Annotated in this window: 21 protein-coding genes and 1 pseudogene; 10 read left to right on the forward strand and 12 right to left on the reverse strand. The window is 63.5% G+C overall.

Going from position 1 to position 19,120, the window contains the following annotated elements; translation table 11 throughout:
• Window positions 1-121: 121 nt before the first annotated feature.
• Window positions 122-598: a hypothetical protein gene (locus ACQY4S_RS01370; RefSeq protein WP_428483379.1), complete on the forward strand. Its 477-nt coding sequence runs from the start codon at window positions 122-124 to the stop codon at window positions 596-598.
• A gap of 237 nt (window positions 599-835) precedes the next feature.
• On the opposite strand, the gene ACQY4S_RS01375 is transcribed toward ACQY4S_RS01370, so the two are convergent.
• The gene (locus ACQY4S_RS01375) at window positions 836-1,348 is read right to left on the reverse strand and encodes a hypothetical protein (RefSeq protein ID WP_428483380.1); all 513 of its coding nucleotides are present in this window, start codon (window positions 1,346-1,348) and stop codon (window positions 836-838) included.
• A 132-nt stretch (window positions 1,349-1,480) separates the two neighbouring features.
• Here ACQY4S_RS01375 and ACQY4S_RS01380 point away from each other — a divergent pair, with 132 nt between their 5' ends.
• Genes ACQY4S_RS01380 through ACQY4S_RS01390 form a run of 3 tightly spaced genes read left to right on the forward strand, consistent with a single transcriptional unit; the run spans window position 1,481 to window position 4,542 of the window.
• Window positions 1,481-1,939 (forward strand): DUF3237 domain-containing protein, encoded by a 459-nt coding sequence (locus ACQY4S_RS01380; protein ID WP_428483381.1) that lies wholly within the window; start codon window positions 1,481-1,483, stop codon window positions 1,937-1,939.
• A gap of 2 nt (window positions 1,940-1,941) precedes the next feature.
• Complete coding sequence (gene mmsB / locus ACQY4S_RS01385) at window positions 1,942-2,841, forward strand: 3-hydroxyisobutyrate dehydrogenase (protein WP_428483382.1); 900 nt, start codon at window positions 1,942-1,944, stop codon at window positions 2,839-2,841.
• Between the two features lie 9 nt (window positions 2,842-2,850).
• Window positions 2,851-4,542, forward strand: coding sequence for an AMP-binding protein (locus ACQY4S_RS01390; RefSeq protein WP_428483383.1), 1,692 nt, complete (start codon window positions 2,851-2,853; stop codon window positions 4,540-4,542).
• A gap of 5 nt (window positions 4,543-4,547) precedes the next feature.
• Here ACQY4S_RS01390 and ACQY4S_RS01395 read toward each other — a convergent pair whose 3' ends face one another.
• The 5 genes from ACQY4S_RS01395 to ACQY4S_RS01415 form a co-directional block, all read right to left on the reverse strand.
• Window positions 4,548-5,015, reverse strand: coding sequence for a hypothetical protein (locus ACQY4S_RS01395; protein ID WP_428483384.1), 468 nt, complete (start codon window positions 5,013-5,015; stop codon window positions 4,548-4,550).
• Window positions 5,016-5,228: 213 nt separating this feature from the next.
• Window positions 5,229-7,331: a methyl-accepting chemotaxis protein gene (locus ACQY4S_RS01400; protein ID WP_428483385.1), complete on the reverse strand. Its 2,103-nt coding sequence runs from the start codon at window positions 7,329-7,331 to the stop codon at window positions 5,229-5,231.
• Between the two features lie 155 nt (window positions 7,332-7,486).
• The gene (locus ACQY4S_RS01405) at window positions 7,487-8,380 is read right to left on the reverse strand and encodes a lipid A biosynthesis lauroyl acyltransferase (protein WP_428483386.1); all 894 of its coding nucleotides are present in this window, start codon (window positions 8,378-8,380) and stop codon (window positions 7,487-7,489) included.
• A 4-nt stretch (window positions 8,381-8,384) separates the two neighbouring features.
• Window positions 8,385-9,416 carry a zinc-binding dehydrogenase gene (locus tag ACQY4S_RS01410; RefSeq protein ID WP_428483387.1) on the reverse strand — a complete coding sequence of 344 codons (1,032 nt, stop codon included), beginning with the start codon at window positions 9,414-9,416 and terminating at the stop codon, window positions 8,385-8,387.
• A gap of 836 nt (window positions 9,417-10,252) precedes the next feature.
• Window positions 10,253-10,429 (reverse strand): ATP-binding protein, encoded by a 177-nt coding sequence (locus ACQY4S_RS01415; RefSeq protein WP_428483388.1) that lies wholly within the window; start codon window positions 10,427-10,429, stop codon window positions 10,253-10,255.
• 103 nt (window positions 10,430-10,532) lie between these two features.
• Between ACQY4S_RS01415 and ACQY4S_RS01420 the strand changes: the two genes are divergently transcribed.
• The 3 genes from ACQY4S_RS01420 (at window position 10,533) to ACQY4S_RS01430 (ending at window position 12,270) form a co-directional block, all read left to right on the forward strand.
• Window positions 10,533-10,988 (forward strand): IS1/IS1595 family N-terminal zinc-binding domain-containing protein, encoded by a 456-nt coding sequence (locus ACQY4S_RS01420; RefSeq protein WP_428483389.1) that lies wholly within the window; start codon window positions 10,533-10,535, stop codon window positions 10,986-10,988.
• Window positions 10,922-11,254, forward strand: a complete 333-nt coding sequence (locus tag ACQY4S_RS01425; protein ID WP_428483390.1) for an IS1 family transposase — start codon at window positions 10,922-10,924, stop codon at window positions 11,252-11,254. The genes ACQY4S_RS01420 and ACQY4S_RS01425 overlap by 67 nt, the downstream gene beginning before the upstream one ends.
• A gap of 407 nt (window positions 11,255-11,661) precedes the next feature.
• Window positions 11,662-12,270, forward strand: coding sequence for a TetR/AcrR family transcriptional regulator (locus ACQY4S_RS01430; RefSeq protein ID WP_428483391.1), 609 nt, complete (start codon window positions 11,662-11,664; stop codon window positions 12,268-12,270).
• Here the strand turns inward: ACQY4S_RS01430 and ACQY4S_RS01435 are convergent.
• Complete coding sequence (locus ACQY4S_RS01435) at window positions 12,267-12,605, reverse strand: LexA family protein (protein WP_428483392.1); 339 nt, start codon at window positions 12,603-12,605, stop codon at window positions 12,267-12,269. The two genes, ACQY4S_RS01430 and ACQY4S_RS01435, sit on opposite strands and share 4 nt — an antisense overlap.
• Here ACQY4S_RS01435 and ACQY4S_RS01440 point away from each other — a divergent pair.
• The 3 genes from ACQY4S_RS01440 (at window position 12,598) to ACQY4S_RS01450 (ending at window position 14,921) form a co-directional block, all read left to right on the forward strand.
• Window positions 12,598-13,710 carry an IS630 family transposase gene (locus ACQY4S_RS01440; RefSeq protein WP_428483393.1) on the forward strand — a complete coding sequence of 371 codons (1,113 nt, stop codon included), beginning with the start codon at window positions 12,598-12,600 and terminating at the stop codon, window positions 13,708-13,710. The genes ACQY4S_RS01435 and ACQY4S_RS01440 overlap by 8 nt on opposite strands.
• A gap of 282 nt (window positions 13,711-13,992) precedes the next feature.
• Window positions 13,993-14,169 carry a DUF6726 family protein gene (locus tag ACQY4S_RS01445; RefSeq protein WP_428483722.1) on the forward strand — a complete coding sequence of 59 codons (177 nt, stop codon included), beginning with the start codon at window positions 13,993-13,995 and terminating at the stop codon, window positions 14,167-14,169.
• 326 nt (window positions 14,170-14,495) lie between these two features.
• Window positions 14,496-14,921 (forward strand): type II 3-dehydroquinate dehydratase, encoded by a 426-nt coding sequence (locus ACQY4S_RS01450; RefSeq protein ID WP_428483394.1) that lies wholly within the window; start codon window positions 14,496-14,498, stop codon window positions 14,919-14,921.
• Between the two features lie 10 nt (window positions 14,922-14,931).
• Here the strand turns inward: ACQY4S_RS01450 and ACQY4S_RS01455 are convergent, their stop codons facing one another.
• The 5 genes and pseudogenes from ACQY4S_RS01455 to ACQY4S_RS01475 form a co-directional block, all read right to left on the reverse strand.
• On the reverse strand, window positions 14,932-15,714 hold the full coding sequence (locus ACQY4S_RS01455) for a 2-keto-4-pentenoate hydratase (RefSeq protein ID WP_428483395.1): 783 nt from the start codon (window positions 15,712-15,714) through the stop codon (window positions 14,932-14,934).
• A pseudogene (locus ACQY4S_RS01460) lies at window positions 15,714-16,490 on the reverse strand (TrmH family RNA methyltransferase); the annotation flags it as partial. The gene ACQY4S_RS01455 and the pseudogene ACQY4S_RS01460, both read right to left, overlap by 1 nt.
• A gap of 448 nt (window positions 16,491-16,938) precedes the next feature.
• Complete coding sequence (locus ACQY4S_RS01465) at window positions 16,939-17,067, reverse strand: hypothetical protein (protein ID WP_428483396.1); 129 nt, start codon at window positions 17,065-17,067, stop codon at window positions 16,939-16,941.
• Window positions 17,064-18,104, reverse strand: coding sequence for an ABC transporter ATP-binding protein (locus ACQY4S_RS01470; protein ID WP_428483397.1), 1,041 nt, complete (start codon window positions 18,102-18,104; stop codon window positions 17,064-17,066). The genes ACQY4S_RS01465 and ACQY4S_RS01470 overlap by 4 nt, the downstream gene beginning before the upstream one ends.
• A complete protein-coding gene (locus tag ACQY4S_RS01475) occupies window positions 18,104-19,120 on the reverse strand; it encodes an ABC transporter ATP-binding protein (protein WP_428483398.1) in 1,017 nt (338 codons plus the stop codon). The genes ACQY4S_RS01470 and ACQY4S_RS01475 overlap by 1 nt, the downstream gene beginning before the upstream one ends.

Genomic DNA, 19,120 nt, shown 5'->3' on the forward strand with positions numbered 1-19,120 from the left:
TGATGTCCAGACCGGCGGCGTTTCTGGTCAGGGATGCTTGGCCGAGTGATGCTCAAGCGACGCGCCGGCTCGCACAGACGTGACAGGTTTCATTCTTGCTTAGCGTTGTCTGTTTTGCTTGATGACGAAGAAGAAAAGGTATGTGCAGCAGATGCGCTGTTCAGGCGGGAGGAACACGTTAGTGAAAACCAAATTGGCACTTTTGGGAGCAACCTTGGTCGCTCTTGCGCCGGTCGTATCAGCGACTCCAGCCATGGCGCAGCAGAACAGTGGGCTTTACGTTCTGCACACACCGGCAAGTGGCACCTGCCCCAGCCTGGATTGGCACATCCTGCTGCAGCCGAATGGTTCATTGTCGGGCTTCGCGGCCTGGGACCAGATGAAGCACATGGCCAGACTGAATGGGACCATCGCCAAGAATGGCGCGTTCAAAATGAACGGCCAGGAGGTCGGCGGGGAGGACAGAACGGCGGTCGTCACAGGCACTGCTTCGGGCTACTACATAAAGATATCGATCAACGGATCCGGAACTGGCTGCGACAATAAGATATTCTCAGTGCCGCGCTTCGCGAGCGGCCTAGCGGGCGGTGGCGGCTAAGGCAAACTGAAGGCGGGCGAGTTCGCTTACCAAGACCAGTTGCTGGAAGGTTGCAGCTACAGGGGGTGCGGCATGGGGCTGGTCGGCCCTACCGAACCCCGCCAAGCCGCTGCACTGCCGCAACGAGTAACCGGCGGTATTGTGCGGAGCCATATCCCGCCGGAGCCCTATCCCGCGCCGGCAAAACCGGCCCGAACAGTCGCAACGCTTATGAAGCTTGGCAACGTGCATTCTGACTTAGCTTGATGACCTTACATCGCTTTCCAAAAACCGTCGCAGCGCGCGTCCACCTTGAAAAACAAGCTTCCGGCCGCCGAAGCCTTGGACAAGCGCCAGGTGCGTGGCCCGTCTCCTCCGGTTCCAGTTCCAGGCGAAGCGCAGGAAGGCCAGATCGAGCCGTTCGGGGCAGCCGGGCGCTGCGTCGGAGCGGATCCGCCCATAGCCGAACACGATGCGGCGGATAATGCGAAGCATGCACAACGGAATTGATGCGTCAATGTAGATCAGGGTGTCCGCCGCGCGGAGGCGGGGGTTGATCGTGCCGAGGTAGTTGCCGTCGATGACCCAAGCCGGCAGCGCCGCGATGCGTTCCACTTCGGCACTAAAGATGTCCTCCGGCGTTCTCATCCAGTTTGGCTGCCAGTAGGCCTGGTCCAGATGGAAGACCGGCAAGCCGCGGTGCGTACCCAAATGCCGCGCCAGGGTGGACTTACCACTACCCGGCGGCCCCATGACGACAATCCGCTGCATTGGGCGCAAAATGCCGAAAGCGGACCTCGGCTTCAAGCCGATTGCATGATGGAAGCTCCATCCGGACACGCACGCTCTTGTCTCGCTATCAGGGATCGGGTCTGATCCGGGCAACGCCATGGAGGAGCCGAGATGGCCGAGATACGCACAGTACCATTGCTGACGCTGAAACTGGCGGTGAACGGCATGCAGTCGATCGGGCAGAGCCCCTCCGGCAACCGCCGCGTCGGCCTTGTGGCAGGTGGCACCTTCGACGGCCCCAGGCTGCGCGGCATCGTGCTGCCCGGCGGCGCGGACTGGATCATCGGCCGTCCCGACGGCGCCACCACGCTGGACGTCCGCATCGTGCTGGAAACCGACGACAAGGCGACGATCGGACTGACCTATCGCGGGATGCGGCACGGCCCGCCGGCGGTGATGGACAAGGTCAACAGCGGTGTCCTTGTCGATCCGGCGGAGTATTACTTTCGCACCGTGGCCACCTTCGAGACCGCGTCGCCGAAATACGACTGGCTGAATCGCATCTTTGGCATCGGCACCGGCAGCCGCCCTCCGGAAGGTCCGGTCTACGAAATCTTCGAGGTCCTGTAGCCATGGCAAAAATCGGATTCATCGGCCTGGGCAACATGGGCGGCCCGATGGCCGCCAATCTGGTCAAGGCCGGCCATGCTGTCAGCGGCTTTGACATCAACACCAAGGCGCTCGACCTGCTCGCCGAGGCCGGTGGTCGGATCGCCGGCAGTTCAGCCGCGGCGGCGAATGGCGCCGACGTCGTCATCACCATGCTGCCGGCCGGGGAGCATGTGCGGGAGGTTTTTCTCAATCAGGGTGGCTTGATCGACGTGGTGAAGGGCGACGGCCCGTTGCTGATCGACTGCTCCACCATCGACGTCGACAGCGCCCGCACGGTGACCGCGGCAGCCGAGGCGGCGGGTCTGGCGATGCTGGACGCGCCCGTCTCCGGCGGCACGGTGGGGGCGCAGAACGGCACGCTGACCTTCATGGTCGGCGGTTCGGACAACGCCTTCGCGCTTGGCAGGCCGATCCTGGAGGCGATGGGCAAGAACATCTTCCACGCCGGCGGACCTGGGGCCGGGCAGGCAGTGAAGATCTGCAACAACATGATGCTGGCGATCAACATGGTCGGCGTGTCCGAAGGCTTCATCCTGGCCCAGAAGCTCGGCCTGGACTGGGACAAGCTGCACGCGATCTGCGCCACGGCGACGTCGAACTCCTGGGCGCTGTCGAACTACTGTCCGGCGCCGGGACCGGTGCCCGCGGCGCCTTCCAATCGCGATTACGCGCCCGGCTTCATGGCGGCGCTGATGGTCAAGGACGTCAAGCTGTCGCAGGCGGCGGCGGCGGCGACAGGTGCCCCGACGCCGCTGGCCGCGAAGGCGCTGTCGTTCTATCAGCAGGTGGTCGAAGCCGGCGACGGCGCCCGCGACTTCTCCGTGGTATTTCGCTGGCTGGCTGGGCAGAGCCGGGAATAGGGACATGCCATGACAGTGCAGGCATTCAAGGCGGCCCGCGATTTCCTGCTGGCGAACCGGACCGACTACGCCACCGCGTATCGTGACTTCCGCTGGCCGGAACTCGATCGTTTCAATTGGGCGCTGGATTGGTTCGATGCCGAACTGGCGCGCGGCGAGACGGCGCACCAGCCGGCGCTGATCATCACCGGCGAAGCCGCCGCCAGGCTGACGTTCGCCGAGCTGTCGGAACGATCCAACCGGGTTGCCAATGGCTTGCGGGCACTGGGGGTCAGACGCGGTGACCGAATCCTGCTGATGCTGGGCAATGTCGTTGCGTTATGGGAAGTCATGCTGGCGGCGATGAAGCTGGGGGCGGTGGTGATTCCCGCGACCACCTTGCTGACCGCTGGCGACCTGGCCGATCGTTTCGACCGAGGCCGAACGCGGCATGTCGTGGCGGCGAGCGCCGAGGCGGTCAAGTTCGGTGGTTTTGATCCGACCCTGACGCTGATCGCGGTGGGCGATCCGGTGTCCGGATGGTCCCGCTACGACATGCTGCTGGCGGCATCGGCGGAATTCACGCCGGATGGCGAGACCTTCGCCGACGATCCGCTGCTGCTTTATTTTACCTCCGGCACGACGGCGAAGCCGAAGCTCGTGCTGCATTCGCATCGGTCGTATCCGGTCGGACATCTTTCAACGCTGTATGGCCTCGGTCTGCTGCCGGGGGACATTCACCTGAACGTTTCTTCACCGGGATGGGCAAAACACGCCTGGAGCTGTGTATTCGCGCCGTGGAACGCCGGCGCCGCGGTGTTCATCGCCAACCTCGGCCGGTTCAACGCGCGGGCGCTGCTCGACGCCGTGGCGGCGAACAAGGTCACCACGCTGTGCGCGCCGCCCACGGTGTGGCGGATGCTGATCCAGGAAGATCTGAAGACTGTCAGGCACAGCCTGCGTGAAGTCCTCGCCGCCGGAGAGCCGCTGAACCCGGAGGTGATTGATCAGGTCAAGGCCGCCTGGGGCCTGGTTGTCCGGGACTTCTACGGGCAGACCGAAACCACCGCGCAGGTCGGCAACACGCCTGGCCAGCCGATCAAGGCCGGTTCCATGGGGCGCCCGCTGCCGGGGTTCCGCATCCGGCTGCTGGACGACGAGGAGCAGGATGTGTCGGAAGGCCAGGTGTCGATCGCGCTCGACCCGCCGCCGGCCGGCCTGATGCGCGGCTACCAGCAGGACAACGGCGGCATCGCCAAGCTGACCGGAACGGCCTACCGCACCGGCGATGTGGCATCGCGTGACGCGGAGGGTTACCTGACCTATGTCGGCAGGGCAGACGACGTGTTCAAAGCGTCCGATTACCGAATCAGCCCGTTTGAACTGGAAAGCGTGCTGATCGAGCATCCGGCGGTGGCGGAGGCGGCCGTGGTGCCGGCGCCGGACCCGGTGCGCATGGCGGTGCCGAAGGCCTATCTGGCGCTGGTCGGCGGCGCGACACCCGACCGTGCCACGGCATTGTCGATCTTCCAGCACCTGCGCACCCGCCTGGCCCCGTTCAAGCGTGTGCGCCGGCTGGAATTCCATGAGTTGCCAAAGACCATCTCCGGCAAGATCCGACGCGTCGAACTGCGGCGGGAGGAAGCGGCGCGCGCCGCCAGCGGTCTGCGTGGGGATGCCGAGTTTCGCGAGGAGGATTTTCCGGAGCTGCAGGCGTCATAAACGCCTCATAACCCTTGGGCGGCGGCGGAACCAAGGGCTGCCTGGATAAACTGCATGCAGGTGCCGCGGTCGTGGCTGGCCAGCGCCTGCAGCGCCTGGGAAATCTGCCCGACCGTCGGGTTGTCGCTGACGGTGTGCGTTCGGCCTAGCGGAACAGAGCGATCGAGCAACCGCGTCTGCGCCATTTCCAGCGACTCCTGCGTCTGTCCGGTGCGGCCGGCGGCCAAGGCGCCTTCCGCCGCGCGGAGCAGGTCGGATGGCCGATGGCTGTCCGGCAGATCCGGCGCCGGCAGGTCAGGGGCCGTGATGGAGTGCGTGTCCTCGGGCGTCAGGTTGCTGGCGCTGCTGCCCCTCGGCATGGGCATGCCGGCGGCGCCGTTGTTGCCGGGACGTGCACCATTGGGGATGGGCTGAGACAGCGCTGCGGCTGACAGCGCGACAAGCAGAGGCACGGACAGGATCATCGGGCGCATCGACGCTGATCTCCGGGACAAATTGGTTACGTCGCCAAGTGGTTACGGAGCCGGTGTGACGAAATCAAGGCATCCTCAGGTCACGACAGGTTGAACGGAAGCAGACCAACCGCGGTAATGATCGACCGTTGCTGGGCCGACATGAAGCGTTGAATCCGTTGGCTTTCCCGACTGGCAAAGGGTCACTTCTCAGGGCCGTTCGCATACCACGCGCTAACCCGCAACGAGCATTTCGATCTGTCGCCTGGTCTCGTCGATCAGCTTGGTGATCTCGCCGGAGGATTGCGATGAGCGTCCGGCGAGGGATTTGACTTCCGAGGCGACCACGGCGAAGCCCTTGCCGGCGTCGCCGGCGCGGGCGGCTTCGATGGTCGCGTTCAGCGCCAGCAGGTTGGTCTGACCGGATATGCTGGTGATGCCTCCGGCAACCTGGCTGATGCGTTCTAGCACGCCTGTCATGACCTGCTCGCTTTCTCGGATCGCCTTGCGGCGGGCGGAGACATCCATGGCATAGATCACCGTGCGCCGGAGCCGGCCTTCGACGTCGCGCAGCGGTTGCGCCGGTCCCGACAGGACGACTTCGCCGCTGGCGCAGCCGCCTAGGACGAAGTCCCGGGTCACCGACGTGCCGGCGGCAAGCGTGCCGCGTTCATCAACGCTGAACAGCGTGTCATAGGCCAGGGATGGCAGGCACCTGGCGTCCACGACGCTGTGCGCGCCCAGCAGGGTCAGCGCGCCATCGTTCAGCCGCATCAGCTCGCCCTTGTCATCCCACTCCAGAACGATGTTGGATTGTTCAATCGCCTTGATGCGCAGGTCGAAGTCGAGTGCCCGGGTCTTGGTCTCGGTGATGTTGGCCTGAACCGAGACGAAATGTTCGAGTGCGCCATCCTTGTCGAAGACCGGATTGACCGATAGCGAGATCCAGTACGGCGCGCCGTCCTTGGTGTAGTTGAGGATCTCCTCGTAGAACGGTTTTTTCTGGTGCAGGTTCCGCCTGATCCGCTCGACGGTGACGGGATCGGTGTGCCGGCCCTGCAGCAGGCTGCCGGGCTTGCGTCCCCTGGCTTCGGCTTCGGTGTAGCCGGACATGCGCGAGAAGCCCGGGTTGACGTATTCGATCAGGCCGTCCTTGGTGGTGATAACGACACCGTTGTCGGTCTCGTTGGCGACGAGGGACAGCAGGCCAAACTTGACCCGCTGTTCCACCTGCTCGGTGATGACGGTGGCGAACTTGATCACCTTGAAAGGCTTTCCATTCGGGTCGAGGATCGGGTTGTAGGTTGCCTGGATCCAGACTTCGCGGCCATTCTTGCCGAGACGAAGGAACTCCGCGGACTTGAACTGTCCCTTGTGCAGGTCGTCCCAGAACCGCTTATAATCCGGGCTCTCACGATCATCGGGGCGGACAAACATGCTGTGGTGCCGACCCTTGATCTCGTCGAGGGTATAGCCCAGCGCATCAAGGAAATTCCTGTTGGCAGCCAGGATGGTTCCCTGAGGGTCGAATTCGATCACGGCCTGTGACCGGCTGATCGCGGCGACCTGACCGGCAAAGTCCACATTGCGCAGTTTCAGGGCGGTCACGTCGGTCGCGAATTTCACCACCTTGAAGGGCTTGCCGTCGATGCCACGGATCGAGTTGTAGGTGGCCTGCAGCCAGATCTCGCGGCCATCCTTGCCAATTCTTTTGTATTCTCCAGCGGTGAAATGTCCCTGCCGCAACCTGGCCCAGAAGGCGGCATACTCCGTGCCGGTGCTCTCCTGCTTGCTGACAAACATGCGATGGTGTTTGCCGAGCACGTCTTCCTTGGTGTAGCCGACGGTGGAGAGGAAGTTCTCGTTGGCCGCGGTGATGGTGCCGTCGAGATCGAACTCGATCACCGCTTGGGAACGCCCGATGGCGGCAACCTGGCCGGCGAAATCCAGGCTCTGCCGCTTTGCCTCGGTGATGTCGGCTGCGAACTTGACGACCTTGAAAGGTTTGCCGGTCAGGCCGCGCACCGGATTGTAGGTGGCCTGCAACCACACTTCGCGGGCGCCTTTGCCGACGCGGCGGTATTCGGCGGACTGGTATTCGCCGCGCCGGAGCCGCGCCCAGAATTCGCGATATTCGGCACTGTCCCTGTCATCCGGGTGGACGAACAGGCTGTGATGCTTTCCCTTGATCTCGTTCAGGGCATAGCCGACGACGTCGAGGAAATTCTGGTTGGCATGTAGAATGGTGCCGTCCATGGAGAATTCGATGACGGCCTGCGAGCGATCGATGGCAGCAAGCTTGGCTCGCATGTCGCGACCCCGAAACAGCTTTGACATCAGGATACCTTCATTGGATGGATGCTTCCCGCGCGACCGCCTGACAGATGCCAGACATTCGTTAAGATCCGGTAAAAGGAGCAACTCGTGGTCCAACACACTGCCTGATCGCGTGATTCACGTCTTTCGACGGCTCAGCCCCGGGTGATCGCGTTCTAACGCCAGCGGCGGTGGAACCATAGCCACTGGCCCGGATGTTCCCTGATCCATCCCTCGATGACCGAGGTGATCATCTGCGTCGCCGCCGCGACGTCGATTTCCCCATCCGCGTCCCTGGGGAGCACGAAGGGACCTTCTCCGGTCACCAGGAAGCCATGGTCCGGCAGCCGCACCACGCGCATGCCAACGACCGGACAGTCGAAACGGCGGGCGAGGCGGGCGACCGTCGGATTGGCCTTGCAGCGGCGGCCGAAGAAGGTGACGTCCACGCCGCGGGAAAAATGCTGGTCGACCAGCATGCCCAGATGTTCGCCGGCCTGGAGTGCGGCGGCCATTTCCAGCGGCGCCTGGGCGCGGGTGCGGATCATGCGGCCCATCAGCGGCGCGCGGATGCGGATGATCTCCCTGGCGACCGCCTTGTTGTTCGGCATCCGATAGACCACGGCGGATGGCACGCCATGGGCGGCGGCGGCGACCGCCGGCAATTCCCAGTTGGCCAGGTGGGCAGCGAAGCACAGGGCCGGCTTGTCGTCGTCCTTCAGCGCCATGAACAGCGGCAGGTTCTCGGCCTGGATGCGGCCGGCATTGGGGTGATCGAGGTCGAAATCCCAGATCCGCGCCATGTGGACATACTCGCCGGCGACGCGGCCAAGGTTGTCCCAGGCTTCCCGCAAGGTCCGCCGAATCCAGGCCTGGTCCTTGTCCGGAAACGCCGCGCGCAGGTTGGCCTCGCCGATCCGATGCGCCGGCAACAGCGGGCCGACGTGGCGGGCGATGGCGCCGCACAGGTCGGAGGCACGGTTCGGGTCGGCCCGCCGCAGCAGCCGGATCAGTCCCTTGACGATGCGCCCAAGGATCCGATCGCCATAGAGAGCCAGCGTTCGTCGCACCGGATCAGAGTTCGACGAGGATCTTGCCGAACACGTCGCGGCTTTCCAGCCGGCCCAGGCCAGCGCGGAAGTCGGCCAGCGGATAGACAGTGTCGATCACCGGCTTCACACCGGAGGCGATGCGGTCCAGCCCGCGCGCCAGGGCCGAAAGCGGTGCACCGAACGAGCCGACAATCCGGTACTGCTGCTGGAACAACTGCATCAGGTTCAGGCTGGCGGTGGGACCGGAGGTGGCGCCGCAGGTGACCAACCGGCCGCCGCGCTTCATCGACAGCAACGAGCCCGCCCAGGTGTCGGCGCCGGTATGCTCGAACACCACATCGACGCCCTTCTTGCGGGTCAGCTTGCGCACGATGCCCTCGAACCGGTCTTCCCGGTAGTTGATGACGTGGTCGGCGCCCAGCGCCGTCGCCCTGGCGGCCTTGTCGGCGGAGCCAACGGTGGTGATGACGGTGCAGCCGATCGATTTGGCGATACGGATGGCGATGCTGCCGATGCCGGAGCCGCCGGCATGGACCAGCACCCACTCCGCCGGTTCGAGCTGGGCGTTGTCGAACAGCATATGCTCGACGGTGCTGTAGGCGACCGCGACACAGGCGGCGTCATGCATGCTGACCGTGGCGGGGATCTTCACTACCAGACGAGCGGGGTGGTTGGTGATGTCCTGGGCGAAGCCGTTGATGTGGAAGCCGCGCACGCCGCTGGGGTTCTCGCAGAGATTGTCCCGACCGCGCAGGCAGGACGCGCAGACGCCGCAGGTCAGGGCGGAGTAGGGGACAACACGGTCGCCCGGTTTTACGTTGGTCACGGCGGCGCCGACGGCGATGATCTCACAGGCGGCCTCGGCGCCGACGCTGATTGGGTACAGCCGCTTGGCGAATGCCATGCCGCGAAAGCCCCAGACGTCGATGTGGTTCAGTCCAACGGCGCGCACGCGAAGCTGGACCTGATCCGGCGCGGGGGGCGCGGGCGGTTCGCGTTCGACTAGCTCGACCTGACGGTCGGCGAGAAGCTGCAGCGCGCGGATCATGGCCATGGGGTTGGTCCTGGGTCACTCATGGCTGCCCAGTAATCAGGCTTCGACCAGGGGGCAATCCCTAATGCATCGATGCCCTGGTTCGGCCAGTGCGGACCCTTAGACAATGCCAACGTTAACGGTTTCTTCAGGCGCCTGATTCAAGACAAAAGAGCCGGCCGAGGAACAGTCCCGACCGGCTCACTCGAGGAGGATGTGATGCGTAATCATCGCGACCTCTTGCCGTGGATGCTGGTGAAGAGCGGCGTCAAAATCAAGACAGCCATCGTCCGCAAGTAGGCTGGCTGGTCCATGCTCAGACCAGCCGCTCCTTGAGGATCGCAACGTGATATCGCCGAGCGCTTCTCGCGTCGCGGCATGATTGGCATGCGTCGTCATGGCGATTCGGATCGCGATGGATGCATCGCGGTTCAGTGGGACAGTCCGGCCTTGGCTTCCAGCAGGTGCCATGCGCGCGACAGCCGACCGCGAACGGTTCCGGACGGGTTAGGTAAAGTCATGCGCTGCCGCGTGACTGTTCTGATCAGCACCCTGAGTGAAGCAGGATCGACGCGGTCAGCCCGCATCATGGTTTGGACAAGGTCGTCCGACAGCAGGTCTTCCAGGCTCAGGCTCTTGTGACATGACAACATCGCTACTTAAACCCTTGAGTACAAGCCTGATTTCAAGGCACAGCCGTCCGCTCATTGCATGAAAGGTGGCTCCGACGTCTCTGCTCGAACCGAGGTTCGCTCCGTACGCCTTATCGTTAACGTTGGGTTGGCGCCAGGTTTCGCGGGGTCTGGCAAAGCATCCCGGTCAATGCCGAACGTCGGAGCAAGCCTGAACCGATATTCCTAATCGACGCCGAAGTGGCTGGTCGCTGGTTGATCATGCCGTCTTTGCAGCTTGATGGCACTTTCCGGACAGACCAGCACGCAGAGGCCACAGCCTTGGCAGGCGTCAGGACTCAGGGCGAACGCCTGTTTACCGCCGTGGACGAGAAGCTTGAGGCGTCCAATCAACGGAAGCATCGCCCTTTCGTCGCTCGGGACAGTACGGATCGCAAGGAGAGAGTTCTAACTTGAGATATCTGCCAGCTTTGCTAGACTGACGGTTTTTGGGCTGGAGGCTGTAATGTCTGCGGATGGTTTGAACTGCAAGCAGTGCGGAGGATTGGACTACGTCAAGAGCGGCACGGTGCGCGGCCACCAGCGCTACCGGTGTCATCGCTGTGGCTGCAACTTCACCGATACCCCGTTGCGGGGCAAGCCGCCTGCGATGAAGGCGCTGGCTATGCTGCTGTATGGCATGGGCAACATGAGCTTTAGCATGATCGGACGCCTGCTGGGTGTCAGCGACGTGGCGGTGCTGAAGTGGGTGCGAGCCGAAGCCTCCGCCTTGCCGGAGCCTGAGGTAGCGGCGCAGGTGATCACGGTCGAGGCGGACGAGATGTGGCACTTCATCAAAAAAAGTCTGCCAAGCTGTGGGTCTGGCGCGCCTATGACGTTGATACACGCCGCGTTGTGGCCTGGGTTCTGGGTGGGCGTGATGATGCAACCTGCCGCCGCCTGCTCGACAAGGTCGGCCTGAGCGGCAAGACCTTCGTCACGGATGATTGGGAGGGTTACCACCGGCTGATCCCGGAGGATCAACTGTTCACCGGCAAGGACTTGACCTTCCCCATTGAGCAGGACAACAGCAACGTCAGGCATTATCTCGCTCGCTTTCGACGCAAGACCAAGGTCGTGTCCAAGTGTCCCACCATGGTCGATCTGTCACTGCGCCTGCTCCACCACCTGCAAGATCCGGAAAACTATGCCACTTATGCCAAGACGTTCTTGGCTATCTTTGGTTAGAACTCTCCGCAAGGACACTGTATGGGCAGATTGGAACACACGCCGCTTCGGCTTTGCAACGCGTGGGATCAATGATCGGGGCCATGTATCCCGGCGAAAACTTGCAGTCCGGATCGATTAGGCCAAGGCTGGGCATGATGTTCTCCTTCAGGTCGTTCGACGTTCAGAGCTCGATCTACCGGGACGGGCTCATTCGATCGGGGCAAAGGCGATTTGGGCATTCATCAGCCATGATCCGGATGCCCCTCGGCACGGTGTGCCAACACACGGGTCGACAGGTTTGCAGCGGATGACGTCTTAAGAAAAAGCCAATGCCTTATAGTCAGATCGTTCGGTCTAATAATGTGGGTTCGCTTTGCCTGTCAAGCTGTGCTAGATGGAACGCTCTAATTTCATGAGAGCGTGGCGTGCGCAAGGTGGATCCCGAAAGGCATGATGAGAAACGGCGGCAGATTCTGCAGGCTGCCGAGCGGTGCTTCGTCCGTGGTGGGTTCCGCGGAGCAAGCACCTCCGACATCTGCGCCGAGGCGGGCATCAGCCCCGGTCACCTGTACCACTACTTCGAATCCAAGGAGGCCATCATTGCCGCCATGACAGAGATTGGCTTGCAGAAGGCGGCCGCTCGCTTCGACGGCTTGATGCAGAAGCCGGACGTGGTCGCCGCGCTGCTCGCGGAAATCGATTCGTTGAGGCTGAAACAAGGCATGGCCGGATCAATGCTCCACTTGGAGGTGCTCGCCGAGGCCAGCCGGAATCCAGCGATCGCGAAGATTCTGCAGCATCGCAGCCGGCGGCTGCAGCAGCTTTTGGCCAGCTTTCTGCGCAAGGGGCAGGAACTCGGCCAGGTTGATCCCGGCCTTGAACCAGACGCCGCCGCGGCCATCGTCTTGAACGTGGTTCTGGGGGCGGGCAGCCTGCGGGTATCGAACCCTCACCTCGACGGTGCCTCAAGCAGGGCAATGCTGAAACTGCTCATCTCCCGGTTCCTGACGCCCCTGGGCATGGCAGAGACCTAGTACCTTTGCACAGAGGTTTTGACCGGTTGAGCGTGTCCTGGAAGTAGTTCAGGCAAAGCGGAACGCTCAAGCAGGACGACGATGCTCCGTGCGAAGCCTGGTTTGCGTGAGATCAGCCCGGCCTGCTCGAGGGTGAGCACCATCTGATGGACGCTTGGAGGCGTGAGGCGGAAGAACCGCATCATGTCCGCCTCCGCCGGCGGGCGCCCGTTCACCAGAGTATAAGCGTCGATATACGCCAAAAACTGGCCCTGTCTGGGGGTAAATTGCGGTCGCAGCGCATCGACAGCTCGACTCATCGTTGTCCTTGAAGGGAAAGGAACGGCGATGACCATACGGTATCGGGTCGATCTGAGCGAGGCGGAGCGCGCACACCTCACGACGCTGCTGAACGGCGGCAAACACGCAGCACGCAAGATCAAGCGGGCTCAGATCCTGCTGGCCGCCGATGCTGGTGTCAGCGACGACGTGATCGCCAACAGCGTCTCGGTTGGCACCTCGACGGTCTACCGCACCAAGCGACGCTTCGTCGAGGGCAACCTGGATCTGGCGCTCAGCGAGGAGGTCCGCCCAGGGACTTCGCGCAAGCTGTCCGGCAAGGAGACCGCGCTGCTGGTGGCAACGGCCTGCACCACCCCGCCGGTGGGGCGCAAGCGCTGGACGCTCGATCTGTTGGCCGGCGAGATGGTGAGGCTGACCGAGCATGAGGATCTGTCGCGCGAGACCGTGCGCCGGCGCCTTGCAGAAGACGATCTAAAGCCGTGGCGGCGGGAGATGTGGTGCATTCCACAAATTGATGGCGCCTATGTCGCGCGGATGGAGGATGTGCTCGATCTCTACGCCGAGACGGCTGATGCGAAGCGCCCGGTGGTGTGCTTTGACGAAAGTCCGACCCAGTTGATCGGCGAGGTACGTGAGCCGATCCCGGCCGAACCGGGTCAGCCGGAGCGCTATGATTGCGAATACCGCCGTAACGGCACCGCCAATCTGTTCGTGTTTCTCGACGCACACAGACCCTGGCGTCATGTAAAGGTGACAGACCAGCGAACCGCGCAGGATTTCGCCGTCTGCATGCGTGATCTGGCCAATACCCACTATCCAGATGCCGACCAGATCCGGGTTGTGCTGGACAATCTTTCAACCCACACCGCCGGGGCGCTATATGAGACCTTCCCGGCACCCGAAGCGCACCGTATTCTTCAGCGCCTGGAATTTCATTACACACCCAAACATGCCAGTTGGCTGAACATGGTGGAGATTGAGATCGGCGTGCTGCGCGGCCAGTGCCTGGATCGCCGGATCGGTGAGCGCGACGTTCTCAACACCGAAATCAAAGCATGGCAAAGCCAACGCAACGCGTCAGGCGCACGGATCCAATGGAAGTTCACGACGCAGAAGGCGAGAGACAAGCTGGCTCGCGCCTATCCCGACACCACTTAACCGTTCAAAATCACTGTGCAGAGTTACTAGTGGATAAAATCCAACGGATAGGCCTGTTGAATTTATCCACTAGGCTTTGATTTGGTGGGCCGATTCACCTAACGCTTGGGAACCAAGCGTTAGGATCGGACCACTAGCTTGGCGTGCATCCATGGCGAAGTGGTAGACCGGCGTTAGCCCGTAGGCTGCGGCTAGCGGGCCGAGCGGACATGCCCCGGATGTGGCTCAGGTATGGTCGATATGCGAGTTAGGTAGGAGCGCGGAATGAATCGAGTCTTGCTCATGCGGGTGTGCCTGCTATGGCTATGCTGCATCCTGCTGTCTGGCTGCGGACTTTTCGCCGCGCCGTGCCGAGTGGGCTCAGCAGCGCTGAAGATCGTGCCGCTTGCCGGACAAGTGGCGGCAGCGCCAACCGACGCTTGCGCTAACGCGATCGATCCAACACCAACAAGGTCCTGAACGCCTTGCGGTGTGACCGAACCGACATCGCTGCACCCGCGCGTCGTGCTCGGCACGATGGAGATCGCGTTCACCGGGCCGCGTGTTTGAGAGCATGCTGATTGTCTACCGCATCCTGTAGAACGCCGCGTTCATGCTGGCGCACACGTGTACGGGACCATGGCGTTTTGCACGAAGCTCCGCGGCTTGCCGGTGAAGATGCGCGGCCCAGGCCGGCGGCACCACCCGCTGCTTTGATTGCATCATGACATTGGCCATCGCCTCGCTTGTCAGCGGTCCGCGGGACGCCTAGCGTCGCGTGGATCTCGCGGAAGGAACGCACCATCATGAAATTCCTGGTCGTCCAAGGCGCCGGCATGAACATGCGCGGCAAGGTGCAGACCGAGATCTTTGGTAGCATGACAATGGACGAATACAACAAGCACATACAAACTTATGCAGCCGAGCTTGATGTGGGGGTGGAGATCTTTCATTCGAACATTGAAGGCGAGGTGATCAATCGGCTGTATGCGGCGAACGATCAAGGTTTTGACGGCGCGTTGGTGAACCCGGCTGGCTACTCCCGCGGCTATCCCGCACTGACGGCGGCGATCAGCCAGGTGACGTTCCCGGTGATCGAGGTGCATATCTCCAACCCGGTGCGCCGGGGACCGATTTCCGACACGGCTCAGGTCAGCCTCGGCATGGTCGCGGGCTTTGGTGTCCTGGGGTACTACCTGGCGCTGCGCGGCCTGCGCGACACACGCAAATAGCGGGCTTGTCTCAGGTCAACCGCACTGTCACTGGCGGCAGCGGCGGAAAGGTGACGGTCACCGTGGCGGGTCCGGACAGCCAGACCGGCGGCGTGACGCTGCCCAACATCACGATCTGACCGGCCTTCAGGCCACCGAACGCGGCGGCGACGGCGGAGCCCGCAAGCCAAGCCAGCCCAGTCAGCGGATGCCCCAGCAGGTCGGTCGTCACGCCGTGATCCCCGGTCCCGTCATCCAGGCTGATCCGGCCGTGCAGCGCGCCGATGTCCAACGTGCGCCAGTCGGTATTGCCCTGTTCGCCGATCACCGCGGCCGCGTGATACATCTGGTCGGCTACCAGGGTGGGCGTGCCCAGGTCCTTCAGGTCGCCGTAGCGGTTCTCGACGATCTCAATAGCCGCGACAAAATCGCCCACCGCCGCCTGGGCCTGCTGCAGCGAGCATGGCCCGGGCGGCAGGTCAGCGGCGAGGCGCACCGCGACCTCACATTCGACGCCAGGCCGGATGTAATCGGCAAAGCGCAGATTGGCGTGCGATAGATAGACGTCCTTGCCCTGCATGAACCCGGCAATCGGCGCATCGACACCCAAATAGGTTTGCATCCGCCGGCCGGTGGCGCCGATCTTGAAACCGAAGGGCGGATCGGCGTTGACCAGACGCGCCAGCGCGTGCTGCACCGCGGCGCCCTCGGCTTCGGTGGTGGGCGCGATGCCGGGGGGCAGCGACGACACGACCATATGGTTCTGCCGGTCGCGCAGCAGCGCCGCCGCGGCTTGTGCGGGATTGAAGGCCATCACCGCCTGCTTAGTTCGTAAAGCGCCACCGATGCCGCGGCGGAGACATTCAGGCTTTCCACCGCGCCCTTGATGGTGAGGCCGGCAATCGCGTCGCAGGTCTCCCTGGTCAGGCGACGCAGCCCTTCACCCTCGGCGCCGAGCACCAGGGCCATTCGCCGGTCGGCGAAGGCCGGGCCGGACAGTGGCGCGCCGGCGGCGTCCAGGCCGATGCACCAGACATTGGCCGCCTTCAGCGCGATCAGTGTCCGGGTGATGTTGACCGCGCGCAGCAGCGGCATTGTCTCCAAGGCGCCGGAGGCGGCCTTGGCGAGGGCGCCGGTTTCCTCCGGCGCGTTGCGGTCCTGGGTGATGACGGCGGCGGCGCCGAACGCGGCGGCCGATCGCAGGATGGCGCCGACGTTGCGCGGGTCCGTCACCTGGTCCAGCACGACGATGACGCCGGATTTTTCCAGCACCGACTGCAGGCTGGGGGGTGCCAGCGGATCGGCCAGCAGCGCCGCGCCCTGATGCACGATGTCACGGCCGAGGAGGTGATCCAGGCGCGCGCGGTCGACGTGTTCGGCGGACAAGGCCCAGGGTGGCGGAAGATGCCGGCTGATCGCGGCTTCGGCTTCTTCGGTCAACAACAGGCGGCGCAGACGGCGTGACGGATTTGCCAGTGCGGCGGCGACCGCGTGGTGGCCATACAACCAGACAGTGCCCTTGGGCGCGTCCGGTGCATGGCGCGGCGCATCATGCTCCCGAGGGCGCGGCGACGGGCCGCCCTGGCGCGGCTGAAAGCCTTGCGGTTTGGCGGTTGCCGAGCGGAATGGTTCGCTGTTGGAGGCTTCCCTGTTGAGGCGGGGCTGGAATCCGGTTCCCGTTCCCCCTTGGGGCCTTGGCTTCTGGGGGTTGCGCGGTCCCGCATCAGCATGATGACCGCCGCCATGGCCGGCGCGGGATTCGCTTCGTGGTCCGGCGCCGCCCTGGCCGGGCGGACGTTGGGGCGGGCCGCCCGGTCCCCGGTAGGGACCGCGATCAGACGGAGGGCGCGACGAGCCGCCGGGACGATTGCCGTGGGGAGGTTTCATTGGCAACCCTTATAAACCCCGACCACATGCCTGCACAGGCGTCAGAGCGACCGGCGGGTCATGTTGTCGTGCCGCCAGATCGGAAAGTGGCGCGCCTGCTGGCACGGATTTTCATCAGCGGCTGGATAAAAAGGGCATTAAGTATGGCTCGTTACATGGCCTTGCGGTTCGCCGCCGCGTTGGTCGCCTTGAGGTGTTCCCAATTCGCCCGGGCCGTTTCGTCCGCGACTACCATGGTCAGAACATAGACGCCGACGGTCGAGCCGGTCTTCACGATCATGATGACACAGGCGCGCCGACGCTGAGAATCCGCTCCGACTCCGCCTGAAAGTGGTCGAACAGGTCAGTGGTTCGCTGCATGTCCTTGATGTCTTCATGGCGAATGCAGTGAACCCGATGGGTGTCACCCAGATCCACCGACGGTGGAATGCGCGTCCGGCAGGCATCGACCACGAAGGGGCAGCGCGACGCCAGGAAGCACCCCGTGGGCAAGTTGATCGGACTTGGGATCTCGCCCGACAGGCTCACGTCGAATGGCTGCCGCAGCGCCGGGTTGGGCAACAGGACGGAGGACAGAAGGCCGACGCTGTATGGATGACGTGGCTGGGCAAACAAGCTTGCTGCTTCACCTTGTTCGACAATCATGCCGAGATACATGACCGCGATACGATGGCTGACAAACCGCACCGTGCTTAGATCGTGTGAGATGAACAGATAGGCGGTACCAAGCTGCTTCTGGATGCCCACGAGCAACTCGATGATCTCCGCCCTGGCCGTGGGATCGAGCGCCGAGGTGGGTTCATCGAGAATGACCAACCTAGGACGGGTGATCATGGCCCGCGCGATGCCGACACGCTGCTGCTGGCCGCCGCTGAGTTCCGCGGGGTAGAGCTGCAATGTCCGGCGCGCGAGACCGACCAGATCGAGCGCCTCGGCGACCCGCCTTGATCGTTCGTTGGGGGATACGCCCAGCACAACCAGCGGCTCCGCGATGCAGGCTCCGATCCTCATTCTGGGATCGAGTGCATCGGCCGGTTCCTGGAACACGATCTGTATCTGGCCGCGCAATGAAGCCGGGTTTCGCTTCCGCGTCATCAGCAGATCGTTGCCGTTGAACTTGATGCCGCCACCGGAGATATCGGTCAGGCCGAGAATGCACCGCCCGACCGTCGTCTTGCCGGAACCGCTTTCACCGACGATTCCCAGCGTTTCACCCGGCTCGAGCGTGAAGGAGATTCCGTTGACGGCTTGTACGACGCTGCGTGATCCCGGTATCGCGAATCGCTTGACGAGGTGGGCGACCTCGAGAAGCGGCATTACCGCAGCACCGGAAAATGACACCGCGCATAGTGGCCACGCGCGAGTTCACGCAGCGCCGGACGATCGACGCGGCACCGCTTTTGCGCGAGCGGGCAGCGCAGGACATAGGGGCACGCGGTTGCCTCGACCGCGGCACCTGGCAGCGGCTCGGGACGCGCCCACAGCCGACGGAGCCGCTGGTTGTAGGAGAAGGCGGCCATGAGCATGATCGTGTAGGGATGCGCGGGCCGGAAGAAGAAATCCTCACGATCCGCGAGCTCCATGATCTCACCATCAAAGATGACGGCGACCCTGTCGCAGAAATGCGCCGTGATGCCGATGTCGCGGGTTATGAACAGCATGGCGCTGCCGCGATCCTTTGCCAGCCGGCGCAGCAGGTCCAGGATCTGCGCCTGCACGGTGACATCAAGACCGCTGGTCGCGTCATCGGACACGATGAACTTCGGCGAGCAGATCAGGGCGATCGCGATGACGATCCGTTGCGCCATGCCGCCGCTCATTTCATGCGGGAAGGCTGTCATGCGGCGGTCGGGGTCGGGGATCTGCACGGCGCGCAGGATCTCGAGCGCCATGCCGAACGCCTCGCGCCGCGATACGCGCAGATGGACGCGGGCAACGTTGGCGATCTGCTCGCCCACGGTGAGCAGCGGGTTCAGCTCGTTGCGCGGGTTCGGCACGATCATGGAGATATCGCGGCCACGCATCCGCTGCAGCGCGACCTCGGTCAGCGGCATGATGTCTCGGCCTTCGAAGACCAGTTCTCCGGCCGAGATGCGGCCCGGCTCGGGCGGCAGGCGAAGCAGGCTGCGCGCCAACGTGGTTTTGCCAGCGCCCGATTCACCGACGAGGCCGAAGATTTCCCCCCGTTCGATGCGAAGATCAAGGTTCCTGATGGCGACAGCCGGGTTGCCGCTTATGGTTGGAAACTCGACGGTCAGCCGGCGTATGTCGAAGGTCGGCATGGCAACAGTCGCGGCGGCGTTTTCCTGGACCGGATCGCTGAGCTTCAGCAT

The organism is Rhodopila sp. (genome assembly GCF_965276935.1).
Taxonomy (GTDB): Bacteria; Pseudomonadota; Alphaproteobacteria; order Acetobacterales; family Acetobacteraceae; genus Rhodopila.

Bases quoted from the DNA above. Each gene is read 5' to 3' on its own strand.
- ACQY4S_RS01370 (WP_428483379.1), top strand. From the start codon at position 122: ATGACGAAGAAGAAAAGGTATGTGCAGCAGATGCGCTGTTCAGGCGGG.
- ACQY4S_RS01375 (WP_428483380.1), bottom strand. From the start codon at position 1,348: ATGCAGCGGATTGTCGTCATGGGGCCGCCGGGTAGTGGTAAGTCCACC.
- ACQY4S_RS01380 (WP_428483381.1), top strand. From the start codon at position 1,481: ATGGCCGAGATACGCACAGTACCATTGCTGACGCTGAAACTGGCGGTG.
- mmsB (WP_428483382.1), top strand. From the start codon at position 1,942: ATGGCAAAAATCGGATTCATCGGCCTGGGCAACATGGGCGGCCCGATG.
- ACQY4S_RS01390 (WP_428483383.1), top strand. From the start codon at position 2,851: ATGACAGTGCAGGCATTCAAGGCGGCCCGCGATTTCCTGCTGGCGAAC.
- ACQY4S_RS01395 (WP_428483384.1), bottom strand. From the start codon at position 5,015: ATGCGCCCGATGATCCTGTCCGTGCCTCTGCTTGTCGCGCTGTCAGCC.
- ACQY4S_RS01400 (WP_428483385.1), bottom strand. From the start codon at position 7,331: ATGTCAAAGCTGTTTCGGGGTCGCGACATGCGAGCCAAGCTTGCTGCC.
- ACQY4S_RS01410 (WP_428483387.1), bottom strand. From the start codon at position 9,416: ATGGCCATGATCCGCGCGCTGCAGCTTCTCGCCGACCGTCAGGTCGAG.
- ACQY4S_RS01415 (WP_428483388.1), bottom strand. From the start codon at position 10,429: ATGCTTCCGTTGATTGGACGCCTCAAGCTTCTCGTCCACGGCGGTAAA.
- ACQY4S_RS01420 (WP_428483389.1), top strand. From the start codon at position 10,533: ATGTCTGCGGATGGTTTGAACTGCAAGCAGTGCGGAGGATTGGACTAC.
- ACQY4S_RS01440 (WP_428483393.1), top strand. From the start codon at position 12,598: ATGACCATACGGTATCGGGTCGATCTGAGCGAGGCGGAGCGCGCACAC.
- ACQY4S_RS01435 (WP_428483392.1), bottom strand. From the start codon at position 12,605: ATGGTCATCGCCGTTCCTTTCCCTTCAAGGACAACGATGAGTCGAGCT.
- ACQY4S_RS01445 (WP_428483722.1), top strand. From the start codon at position 13,993: ATGCGGGTGTGCCTGCTATGGCTATGCTGCATCCTGCTGTCTGGCTGC.
- ACQY4S_RS01450 (WP_428483394.1), top strand. From the start codon at position 14,496: ATGAAATTCCTGGTCGTCCAAGGCGCCGGCATGAACATGCGCGGCAAG.
- ACQY4S_RS01455 (WP_428483395.1), bottom strand. From the start codon at position 15,714: ATGGCCTTCAATCCCGCACAAGCCGCGGCGGCGCTGCTGCGCGACCGG.
- ACQY4S_RS01465 (WP_428483396.1), bottom strand. From the start codon at position 17,067: ATGATCGTGAAGACCGGCTCGACCGTCGGCGTCTATGTTCTGACCATG.
- ACQY4S_RS01470 (WP_428483397.1), bottom strand. From the start codon at position 18,104: ATGCCGCTTCTCGAGGTCGCCCACCTCGTCAAGCGATTCGCGATACCG.
- ACQY4S_RS01475 (WP_428483398.1), bottom strand. From the start codon at position 19,120: ATGCTGAAGCTCAGCGATCCGGTCCAGGAAAACGCCGCCGCGACTGTT.